The organism is Psychrobacter sp. (genome assembly GCF_041554015.1).
Taxonomy (GTDB): domain Bacteria; phylum Pseudomonadota; class Gammaproteobacteria; order Pseudomonadales; family Moraxellaceae; genus Psychrobacter.
The window spans coordinates 1-10,876 of the sequence record NZ_JBFFMS010000052.1; the positions used below are offsets into that span (position 1 = coordinate 1).

The window sequence follows — 10,876 nt, forward strand, 5'->3', positions numbered from 1 at the left end:
GGCTTGTATCATATGAAGTTTATTATTGTTTATATTGGTTAACAATGAGCTTTAGCCAAGTATACCTGCCAAATTGGCTAGGAATAGCAAGGTAAAGCCCCCTAAAAATATAAGACTTGCTATTGAATAGGCGTTCATACCAGCTGATAATTTTTTATGATTTTTTACCAGCGTGTAGTTAAGCCAACCAAAAATGGGCGCGGATATAAAGGCCGATATCATCGCAAACTTGAGCATAGCGCCTAACTGTCCGGCAAAAAAGCTAATAATCACAAGACCACCCCCGATAGCATAGGTGGTCCAAAAGGCGATTTGTTTTTTATTAATCTCGTCTTCACCTTTGAGTAAGCGCCAGCATTCAGCATTGGCACGGCCGTAGCCATCCGCACAGGTAATGGTGGTGCCAAACATACACATGAAGGCGACAAAGGCGACCAGCAGTCTTGACCATTCACCAATAGTGGCAGTATACATATTGATGAGCTGACCGATATAAGCGACGCCAGCGGTTTGAATCTCCTGACCTGAACCATATTGTACAAAAACGCCCAACGCCAAAAAGAACAATGCCAAGATAGCAGAGACCAAGAAGCCCACATTAAAATCTAGTAAGCCCTGACGATGGGTCGTATTGTCAGTTTTGCGTTTGGCAGAGGTCCACATCGAGGTGATGGCAGCGAACTCAAGCGGCGCTGGCATCCAACCCATGAGTGCCACAATAAATCCTAATGTTGCCAAATTCCAAGGAGTTGCTGGGACAAAATCCGCTACCATCACCGTCGGCTTACCAGCAGCAATCATCACCGCAACCACAGTTGCCGATACCAGCGCAATCATAATCCATTTGGTCACGCCATCGAGCAACTTATAATGACCGGCAATCAGGAAAAACCAACAGACAGCAACGATGATGACAGCCAAGCCAATACTCGATAGTCCGATTGAGGCTGGCAGCATAAAGCCCAATATCACCGCCGCAAGCAATGTCACTGCCCCCGTACTGATCACCGCAGATAAAATGGAGAGAATAAAATAAATCCAGAGATAGGCTTTTGAGCGCTTGGCATAGCCTGCGATTAAGCTCTCGCCGGTATCATAGACATAATCGGTGGCAAAGCGGAAGAAGGGATATTTAAAGACATTGGCTAATATAATCATAATCGCCAGCTGCCAGCCATATAGCGCGCCTGCCTGTGTCGATGAAATCAGATGCGAGCCGCCAATAGCAGCAGTCGCCATCAAAATACCGGGGCCAAAGATACGCCAGCTAAAGCCTTCTTGCTGCGCGGGGAGAGTGTCGCTTGTAGCGCTTGGGTTATTGAGCGGTTGTGTGGTCATGAATACCTCGAAATGGTTAAAACAGCAAATCATCACTTACCTGTGTCAGTTTGCCAGTGATCATGAGCGCCTCGTTTAATGCTACTGATTACTCTTTATTAAAACGATTTGCTTTGTATCGACTTTAGCACACCAATGCGGTTTAGTAGAATGATTATTGATATAATTATTACTTATTTTTTGCCTAGTCATTCCTGATAGTTAGCATAATTAAATATAAATATCAAGATTTATCTATGACTATTTTTCGGGTTTCTTTATACCACAATTATGGCTTGTTATAAGACAATTTAACGCTGAGATTCAAATTTTTGACGACGGTAGGTGATACCGCGCTGCTCGTAGACATGATAAGTGGCACGTAACAACTCAGGGATACTAGGATGCACAAAATCCTTTAGTGTATGCAGATAAATAGGCGAGGTGACGTTTTCGTGAATAAGACGCTGATAGCTGATTTGCTCTGTCCGTACCGTTTTTAGGCTGGCAGGTACTAAGGTAATGCCTTCGCCTGCTGCAACTAATCCGAGCGCCACTTGTAAATCGCTGACGGTGGTGGTCATAAATGGCGTGATACCGTATTGGGCAAATAGGTACAGTAAAGGCTCTGTGATTTGATCAGTAGTCGCTGACTCAGGAGAGCTGCCGTCATGTTTATTTTTCTGCTTTGGGAGTTTATGGGCAGAGGCTGATGATAAAGTGCCCAGCCGTGTTGGTACTGTCGATATGGGCAAATGGGTTTGGTGGTAGAGAATCAAGCGGTTATTTGCCAAATCGATTAAGCGCTGCTCGCGCACATTGGCAAGCGGATGCGCTTTTGGGAGAGCGACGACATAACGCTCATGACGTAACAATATCTGCTGTATCCATGGGTCTTGATGGGCAAAGCGCCCAAAGCCCACGTCAATATCACCCGATTTGAGCGCTTCCATCTGCTGATAGGAGCTTATGTCTTTGAGGTTAACCTCAATCTCAGGATTGGACTGCTTCAGTCTGGCGATAATCTCAGGCAGCAACCCATACAGTATCGAGGGGACAAATCCGATATTTAACGCGCTGCTAGGGGCAGATAAGCGCTGAGTCATACCGACAACCGTATCGACTTCTGTCAGTATGGTACTGATTTTATCGTAAAAGAACGTGCCAGCTTCTGTTAGATGGAGCGGTCTATGATAGCGATCAACCAACATTACCCCCATCTCTGTCTCCAGCTGTTTTAGCAAACGGCTTAGGCTTGGCTGTGACAGTCCGGTTTTGGTAGCGGCTGCACTAAAGCTTCTAAGCTCGGCCACGGCAATAAAGGCATTGAGCTGCTTTAAATCCATTTTCTATGCTCATTTATCTATAATATGATGTCGATTGGTGCGGCGGATATCACTGTATCTTATATTAATGACCGCCCAACTATAAAATTATGCTTGAAGCATATGAGGTGACGCTCTATATTGTTTATTAACGATAGCGTTACACTTTAGCAAACTAATAAAATCTACCCTTTATTCTAGCAGTCATCGACGGTTTCGTGGCATAAACTGGTTTGGTATCACTTCATGAGCGACAAAAAAGACAAGCAAAGCACAGATTTAGAGGCAAACTTAGTAAAAATTGCTAATACTAAGCCACGGCTGCGTACTCGTAAACATAATATTTATGAGCGTTATATCACGCGTGTTGGAAGCGTACAGACAATCGACAGTATGAGCAATAAAAATGAATGCGCCTCAACTATTACCAATACTGATGATAAAAATGATGTTGATGTTAGTGCAGAGCAACATATATTGCAGCCGCTTAAAAATGCCGACAAGTTGTCATCCTATGAGCCACTAAGTATCGCAGAACTAGAGTTATTTACCATACAAGAGCAAGATAGTGTGGCAAATACAGCAGAGCGACAGATATCTGATAATAGCAGTCAATCGATCAGCATGGACTTCTCTAATGACAATGACGATGATAATGAAGAGGTTATACACCGTTCAACGACAACAGGAGCGACGGCTCACACAGCTTCGACAATGACAGATGATAAAGATAATAAAGGTGACAATGCTGAAGTAAATGATAGCGCTTATATTAATGACCCTGATAGCACAGCATCTTTAGCAACCTTACCCATCAAAAAACCGAAAAAAAAGAAAGCGGTAAAATCAATACAAACGCAGAAAAGCAGTAAAAAACCGCTTATTATAGGTATGGTGCTTGGCTCGCTCATGATTTCTGGTGCGGTGTTCACGTTAATTGCGACTGGCTTCTTATCCACGGGTACTACAGCACCAAATGATGCTGGCATGATTACGCCTATTGATAAAAACGCAAATCGAACCATTCCAATGACCGAACAAACTGGCACGGAAATGAAAAGCGCTGCAGAAAATGTTGTGGTAGCAGCTAATAAGCCAACTACTGATGTTGAAGACCCTCTAGACTCTGGATCTGACAAATCGTCGATAGCCAAGTCTCAAACGGAGGCGATGAATAATAAAAATAAAAATGAAGCAGCTGTTAGTATGCCAAAAGCTGAAAAAGCTAAGCCTGCCATCACGTATGAAGATTTTAGAGAAGAGTCACAAAACACGTTATATCGCGAAACCAATGATTAGAGTCATAGAAACTTTATTTTAAATAACTTTCTTGCCTTTTTTTAGGCTTTTCTTTAACCAATGGTCAAATATAAACGGACCAAAGGGTAAGAACGAACCAAGCACGCCAGCAGGGAGCGCCCATATAGGCAGTTTTATCTTGACGGCTGTGCCCATCAGTATAATGATATAAGCGATAAATAGCCCACCATGTGCCATACCGATATATGTTACCCCTTCTGGAATGTCCATCATATACTTTAGTGGCATAGCGATGCAGAGCAATAGTAAAAACGAGGTACCTTCTAGATAACCTATTAGCGTAAGTGTTTTTAATACTGTATTTTGTTCTGTTGTAAGATTGGAGGCTGGTTTAAACGCTGGCTGAGCCTGTGGCACTGTATTTTCCTTTTGTCGTCCATATCTGTCAGATACCTGTCATTGGCATCTAAGGTACGATTATTTAATAAGGTACGGTTATTTAATAACGCCCGCAATCATAGCAGACGCAGGTTGCTATGATTGTCTTTCACTAAAAACCAAAACCACAATTAATATCTGTGTAAATAAGCAGATACAGTTAAGAGGATAGCTGATTAAGCATTAAGGGCAGGGGACTTGCTTTCAAATTCCGCAAGCATCTTAGTAATAAGCTGATCTTTTTGCTGCCAAACTTTTTCGACCCACTCAAACATTTGTGCTTTTATCGCCTCATCAGTCTCATAACCACCATTTTGGACACTGGCAAATAAGTCATCAGGCATTTTGATATATCTGACATCAACGCCCAAACGCTTAATATTGCCCTTCCATAAGTCGCTATACGTCGGCACCCCATCAGGATAGACGATGGTCATGTCTAAAATACCGTCGATATCTTCGCCAAGCGCACTAATCGCAAGCGACAAACCGCCCGCCCGCGGCTTCAGCAAATGCGTATAAGGCGACTGCTGCTTATCTCGTTTTGCGGTGGTAAAACGGGTACCTTCTAAATAATTTAGCAGGGTAAAAGGTTTGTCTTTTAGCAAGGCACAAGCGCGTTTTGCTTCTTCGATGTCTTTACCTTTTAAGGCGGGATTTTTTGCAATCGCTTCTTTTGAATGTCGGCGCATCATTGGGAAATCGAGAAAGTAAAAAGCCTGACCAACAACTGGAATATATATCAGCTCAAATTTGGTAAAAAATCGTGTCAATGGCAAACGCTTTTCACTAATATATTGCACGATACTGGTATCAACCCACGACTGATGATTGCTCACCAGTAAATACTTACCTTTAGTATGAATGTCGTCAGGTAGGCTGATACGCCAGTCTTTATCGGGCAGTATGTTATCGATCATCGCGTTATTGCTGTTAATCCAATAATTGGTCACATCAATGACCGCTTTATCAGCAATCGCGGCACCGGTAATGGCTTTGGCTGCACCCATAATCCAGACAGGGGGACCTGCCAACATACTATTGAAAGTAATAACGCCTGTTGCTGTGGTCAGCGAAGCGACTTTGCCAAGTTTAGGATTGCGTTCATGGAGTTTTTGAACGAATGATTTGAATCGCATGTTAAATCCTCTTAACCTTACCTATTATAATTTATGAGTAACATCGTGGCACAATACTAGCAGAAATCGATATGCATGTTTGCGTAATTGATTTGGCGCTTTATGCGACTGTTAGGCACAAATATAGCGCATAGTAATGGATGCCCGTCCTATCTGGTGTAGGCTTATACCAACCTAGCTTTATAACTTAATAACTTACCGTTTATATGAGAAGGGGCGCAGCTGAGTATCAGAGTCCATACGTATAAGCTTATGATAAGCCAAAAAATAAAAATCCAGTGTTAAATGATTAACACTGGATTCATAAGACCGATTACCTAAAGCACTGCTTAGCCTTGTAACTGATCAATCATATTTTGATATTTGTCTTTTTTATCAGCAATCTTACTACGCTCTTCTTCTGCATTCTCTACCGATCCTTCAGAGTCGGCTACTTTCTTATCAAAAGCTTCTAGCTCAGCCGTTTTGGCATCTAAAAGTCTGTTAAGCATGATAGCAACCGCTTTTTCAGAAACGTCATGCGTCATATTAGACGCTTCAGCCGTAAAATCTTCTTTAAGCTTAGCAGCCCATTGGTAGATGTTGGCTATTGTCGCGCTGTGCTTGTCTTCTTTATCAGCATCAGACTTATCTTCTTCGCTAGATTTCGGCTCTTTTTTGTCAGAAATAAGATCTTCTTTAAGCTTGGATGCCCACTGATAGATGTTGGCTATCGTTGTACTGTGCTTATCTTCGTTAGCAGACGTATCTTCTTTAGTAGAATGCTCGTATTTTTCATCTTTCTTCTCATTTTTGTTAGGCTTATCATCCTTACTAGACTTAGCGTCTTCGTCAACTTCGTAGTCTTGATCGGCATTATAATCTTCAAAATCGCCATCTTCGTAAACAACGGTATCGCCTTTTACAACCTCGACGCCTGTTACTGAGTCATTTGCAGGCGTTTCCGGTGCATTTTCAAGGGACTCTAAGGCCTTCTTAATGTTGTCGTTATTAGTAGAGTTATCAGACATGTTATAATCCTTTTTATATAATCAGATGAAATGTATTTACCGCTAATACTATGTCAGTACACTTTTTTATTCAGTATCTTAATGTAAATCAGCTGTTTCAATTTGCTAAAATAAAGCCGTTACATTTTCTGATCCAAGGTAATGACTGCCTTTTTTAACCAAGTGCCAGCCTTACCTAAAGGCTTTTCTTTATGCCAAATCAGCTCTACTGCAACAGGCCAACTGTGCTTGTCAAAATCCAGCTTTGGTGATACCAAAGAGCCATCCTTTAATCCATCCACAATAAATTGCTCAGGCACCAATGCCCAGCCAAGGTTACGCTGAACAAGCTCAATAATCACCCACTGGCTCTCAACCCACCACACATCAGAAGCAACGCGCAGACGTGATTTTTCTTTACTCTCGTTTCGTGTCGCAACAATGAGCTGCCGATATCTTTTTAAATCCTCCCAGCTGACCACTTTATTTGCCATCTCATGCTCAGGCGAGCACACCATTTTAAGGGGAATCCAGCCTAGCGTATGAAAACTAATGGCGGAGGGCAGATCTTCTTGGCTCCACATGATGCCCAAATCCGCGCGCTTCTCTAAAATCAAGCGACTGACATCCTCCATAATGGGTAGCAGCAGCTCTAACTCTACCGTCGGGAATAGGCTGTCAAACTCATCCAGCAGTCGTGCCAGCCACTCTGATGGATAAAGGTCGTCAACTGCCAGCACCAAGCGGCTTTCTACCCCTTCACTTAAGCTCCTAGCAACACCAAAAAAGTGCTCGCAGCGCTCTAATATCAGGTAAGCCTCAGCGAGCAGCCGTTCACCTTCTTCAGTCAATTCAGGATAACGGCTATGGCGAGTAAATAACACGTTGTTCAGATCGACTTCCAAATTTGCCACCGCCGCACTAACCGATGATTGTGCTTTACCCAGCCGCCGTCCTGCCGCCGAAAACGATCCCGTCTCTACTGTTGCGACAAAGGCTTGCAGCTGCTCTAAAGAAAAGTTCATGTATCGGTTTTTCCTATAGATAGTAACTTTGATGTATTAGTTTAACAGATATAATAGGGTCAACTAAGTAATATGAATTGACATTCTATAAGGATTAATCATGCGAACTCGTAGAGATCGTATACGTCACGCTGTTGGATTTGAAATAATTGCATTAATACTATCCATACCCATTATGAGCTTCTTCTTTAGTTTTGATCTTAAAGATATCAGTGTTATTGCCATTACAGGCTCTATCATGGCAACTATATGGAACTATAGTTTTAATATTGCCTTTGATAAAGGCATGTTAAGGTTTAGACGCAGTACCTTTAAGACACCAGCGATACGTGTACTACATGTGCTGCTGTTTGAGGGTGGACTACTAATCTTATATTTACCGATGGTATCTTGGTATCTTGGCATTACCTTATTGCAAGCCTTTATCATGGATGCGTCATTGGTAGGGTTTTATCTGGTCTATACCTTCTCTTATAACTGGGCTTATGACAAGATGTTCCCAATACAGTATTTTAAATATATAAAAAACAAAGAGATTTCTATATAGACAGCTTTAGCTGAAATAATAAACTGTCTTGGTATAAGCAAACTTACCCTGATTGACTGTTTAACAAAAGGCGTCATAGGCTAGCAAGTAGGGTAGTGGGCTATATTTAGTTTCTTTATAACAACTAAGTGACTAAATTTATAACACCACCTCATAACTTGTGCTACGCCCTGATGCATCAGATTTTTTTAACATGCCTTTTTCGACCAAGTCATTGATGTCTCTTAACGCAGTATCAGCTGAGCACTTGGTGATCGTCGCCCATTTTTTGGTAGTCAGTTTGCCATAAAAGTCCGTCAGTAAAGTATTAAGCATGGTTGCCTGTCTGGTATTTAGCGCTTGCTGACGATGCGCCTGCCAAAAATTGGCTTTGCTCATAATCTTATTGGTCGTTGTCTGTGCTGATAATAGAGCTTGTTCTAGGGTCTGTAGGAACCACGTTAGCCATTCAGTCACATCTGAGTCGCCTTTTTGCGTGCGCTCTAGTATTTTATAATAGTCGTTACGCTGCTTAAGTATTTGCGCTGACATACTATAAAAACGCTGCTGACTATCATCACTTTGCGCAAGCATACGCTCGGTGATGGCGCGCGTTAAGCGGCCATTGCCATCATCAAAAGGGTGCAAGGTGACAAACCATAAATGAGCGATACCGGCTTTGATAACCAGATCCAAATTGTCTTGCTCATCAGCTGGGGTATTGAACCATAATAAGAAACGCTCTAATTCTCTAGGCAGTCTATCTGCACTTGGCGCGACAAAATGAACCTGCTCACGCCCGTAGCCGCCAGATACTACTTGCATAGGACCTTTGCTATCATCACGGATCTCTCCTGTGTTGATAGGATACAGGCCGCTATATCCTGTGGGAAACAAGGCACGATGCCATCCCAACAAGTCAGTCAGCGTAAGAGGTGACTGATAGCCATAGGTGGCTGTGAGCATCATCTCAACAATTGCATCAATCTCACGTGTCGCGGCTGGCATGGCCCTGGTGCCGATACCTAGATGACGCGCAACAGAAGAGCGTACCTGCTCATTATTTAGCGTCTCACCCTCAATCTCAGATGTTTTAACCACCTCAAGCGTCACTGCATCCAGCTGTGCTTCAACGTTTAAATCAAACCCTAGTGTCGATAGCTGTCCTAATAGATGACCTTGTAATATCCTTATACGGCTAACCAGTGGTAGCAGCTGCTTATCTGACCAGCGCCACTGTGTCCAATCTGATCTTTCATGGTTGTATGTCACATATTTCATCATTTTCCTCAGAGCATACGGCGATTAACCATTCTATTCAATGCATATTATGCGGAGATTAATAGCGTTATTCAATGCATTTTGAGTGTAAAGGTAACGGTTTAAGCAAATAGTGGGTTACGTATGTCGATGTTTAGCGATAAAAAAGTCTGGATTCAACAGCTATTAAGACAAGCAGTAGTTGATGATGCTTTAATTTTAAAAGCAAAATATCGACCTAATAAGTTTAAAAAGTTATTGTGATATAGCACTTACGAAAAATTTGAAAGATTTTGGAAGATAGGGAGTGTAAGCATAATTACATCATGATTCAAAAGTCATTATTAAATTAAGAAAAATAAATCTAGCTGGTAAATGCTCAGGTTTTACTTAAAGATGAGACAGCTTAAAAGTCAGCCAAAATAAAGACATCAAACTTAGTAACTGGTTAGCAATAAGCCCATGAAGCTATCATCACATAGTCATCACTTGAGTTATGGCTACCTAAAGTTGGGTTCGCGAGTTAAAATAGATAATTATCTAGTAAAAACAATGACCTATAGTCAATATAAAAATAAATGGTTCATGAACCTTAATATTCAACTTAGACTGAGTACGATAATCCTCATTTATTAATGTATGCGATTACTGTAAAGCTGACAATGCAGCAATGGCTAGAAAAGGCGGAGATGGTATCTGGTATCAGTAACTATTTCTGGATATTCAGGTAAAGAAGGCAAGGGAAATAAACCAGTTACGTATGATTGATAAGCCAAGTCAAACGCTTATTGTAGAGGGAAGATAACAATAGAAAATGAGCTCGCAGAAAAAGAGGTTGAACTGTTGAATCTAACTATCTATCTAGCAAATTGGAGATGTCTTTTAATACTGTTAGACTATGATAATTAAGGGGATTTAGATGTTAGAACAGCGTATAATCCAGACGCCTCCAAAGAGGATTGGGAGTATGTTAATGGAGAACTTCATAATTCCACAACGGTTATTAGCTATTTATAAGTAGTGAAACAATGCTTTTTAGAGTTCAATGCTACGGGCAACGTGTCTAAGAATATTTTAGATTGACTTAATCATTTAAGGTTATTGAACCGCCCCGAGTATATCAGTTAGTAATTATACTAGTGATGATTACAATGGTTATTTGAACGGTAACGAGCCCATCCCAGATTCTGTGTAACTGCCATTTAGATTAAATGCCTGCTGATACGATCATCAAACATAATCATAAAGCGATTTAAAGCAGACGTCCAGTTACGAATGGGCATCGACCACTTTTTGGATGCCTGCTGGGTGGCTAAGTACACCACTTTAAATGCAGCTTGATCAGACGGGAACACCTTACGCTTATTCACCGCTGTCCGAATCACACTGTTTAGCGACTCTATCGCATTGGTGGTATAGATGGCTTTTCTGATATCTTTCGGATACTCAAAGAACACCGTTAAGCCCTCCCAGTTATTACGCCAAGACTTGATGACATGCGGATACTCCTTGCCCCAAGTCTCATCAAAGTGTTCAAGATTGGCCTCTGCTATCTCAAGCGTATCAGCGCCGTAGATGGCTTTTAAATCAGCCGCTA

General features: G+C 41.8%; 10 protein-coding genes. 2 read left to right on the forward strand and 8 right to left on the reverse strand.

Annotated features, from left to right (window positions below; all coding sequences use genetic code 11):
• Positions 1–51: 51 nt before the first annotated feature.
• The gene (locus tag ABYU67_RS11035; protein ID WP_372845157.1) at positions 52–1,338 is read right to left on the reverse strand and encodes an NRAMP family divalent metal transporter; all 1,287 of its coding nucleotides are present in this window, start codon (positions 1,336–1,338) and stop codon (positions 52–54) included.
• Between the two features lie 290 nt (positions 1,339–1,628).
• Positions 1,629–2,663 carry a LysR family transcriptional regulator gene (locus ABYU67_RS11040; protein WP_372845159.1) on the reverse strand — a complete coding sequence of 345 codons (1,035 nt, stop codon included), beginning with the start codon at positions 2,661–2,663 and terminating at the stop codon, positions 1,629–1,631.
• 225 nt (positions 2,664–2,888) lie between these two features.
• On the opposite strand from ABYU67_RS11040, the gene ABYU67_RS11045 reads away from it, so the two are divergent.
• Positions 2,889–3,941: a hypothetical protein gene (locus ABYU67_RS11045; RefSeq protein ID WP_372845161.1), complete on the forward strand. Its 1,053-nt coding sequence runs from the start codon at positions 2,889–2,891 to the stop codon at positions 3,939–3,941.
• Between the two features lie 18 nt (positions 3,942–3,959).
• On the opposite strand, the gene ABYU67_RS11050 is transcribed toward ABYU67_RS11045, so the two are convergent.
• The 4 genes from ABYU67_RS11050 to ABYU67_RS11065 form a co-directional block, all read right to left on the reverse strand.
• Entirely contained in the window at positions 3,960–4,238 is a 279-nt protein-coding gene (locus tag ABYU67_RS11050) for a DUF3817 domain-containing protein (protein WP_372845176.1), read from the reverse strand.
• A gap of 278 nt (positions 4,239–4,516) precedes the next feature.
• Positions 4,517–5,479, reverse strand: a complete 963-nt coding sequence (locus ABYU67_RS11055) for an acyltransferase (RefSeq protein ID WP_372845163.1) — start codon at positions 5,477–5,479, stop codon at positions 4,517–4,519.
• Between the two features lie 329 nt (positions 5,480–5,808).
• Positions 5,809–6,489 (reverse strand): hypothetical protein, encoded by a 681-nt coding sequence (locus tag ABYU67_RS11060; protein ID WP_372845165.1) that lies wholly within the window; start codon positions 6,487–6,489, stop codon positions 5,809–5,811.
• A gap of 119 nt (positions 6,490–6,608) precedes the next feature.
• Positions 6,609–7,493, reverse strand: coding sequence for a LysR family transcriptional regulator (locus ABYU67_RS11065; protein ID WP_372845167.1), 885 nt, complete (start codon positions 7,491–7,493; stop codon positions 6,609–6,611).
• Between the two features lie 100 nt (positions 7,494–7,593).
• Between ABYU67_RS11065 and ABYU67_RS11070 the strand changes: the two genes are divergently transcribed.
• On the forward strand, positions 7,594–8,040 hold the full coding sequence (locus ABYU67_RS11070; protein ID WP_372845169.1) for a PACE efflux transporter: 447 nt from the start codon (positions 7,594–7,596) through the stop codon (positions 8,038–8,040).
• Between the two features lie 138 nt (positions 8,041–8,178).
• On the opposite strand, the gene ABYU67_RS11075 is transcribed toward ABYU67_RS11070, so the two are convergent.
• Complete coding sequence (locus ABYU67_RS11075) at positions 8,179–9,300, reverse strand: Fic family protein (RefSeq protein WP_372845172.1); 1,122 nt, start codon at positions 9,298–9,300, stop codon at positions 8,179–8,181.
• Positions 9,301–10,481: 1,181 nt separating this feature from the next.
• Positions 10,482–10,876, reverse strand: a 395-nt coding sequence (locus ABYU67_RS11080) for a transposase (RefSeq protein WP_372845174.1), incomplete at its 5' end; no start/stop codon positions are given.